We start from the raw sequence: 358 nt of genomic DNA on the forward strand, positions 1-358 counted from the left end.
GTTCCCATTCCGAACACGGCAGTTAAGCTCTTCAGCGCCGATGGTAGTTGGGGGTTTCCCCCTGTGAGAGTAGGACGCCGCCAAGCAATGTTTATCACATCAATTAGGATTCATAAACCCGTATAAATAGGTTCAAATCCTATCTACGCATTCTAAACCTTAGGATTTTCCTAAGGTTTTTTTGTATAAATTCCACCATTCGTTGGAAAGGCTTTTTAATAGCATGATTTAGGTAGGGGGCTTCTCGAATGACCAGTAAAGAAGAAATCCTGGACAATAAACAAATTCTTCATTCTTTTGCGGAATGGTTAATGGGTCAAAATAAATCCGATGGTACGATTAAAACCTATGTGGGAGT

At 40.5% G+C, this 358-nt stretch carries 1 rRNA gene; it reads left to right on the forward strand.

The window, feature by feature from the left end:
* Positions 1 to 86, forward strand: a 5S ribosomal RNA gene (rrf, locus tag Q8G36_RS28710); the annotation flags it as partial.
* Between the last annotated feature and the right edge of the window lie 272 nt (positions 87 to 358).

Origin of the sequence: Peribacillus frigoritolerans, from assembly GCF_030676415.1 — a bacterium.
In the GTDB taxonomy this organism is placed as follows: Bacteria; Bacillota; Bacilli; order Bacillales; family DSM-1321; genus Peribacillus; species Peribacillus frigoritolerans_A.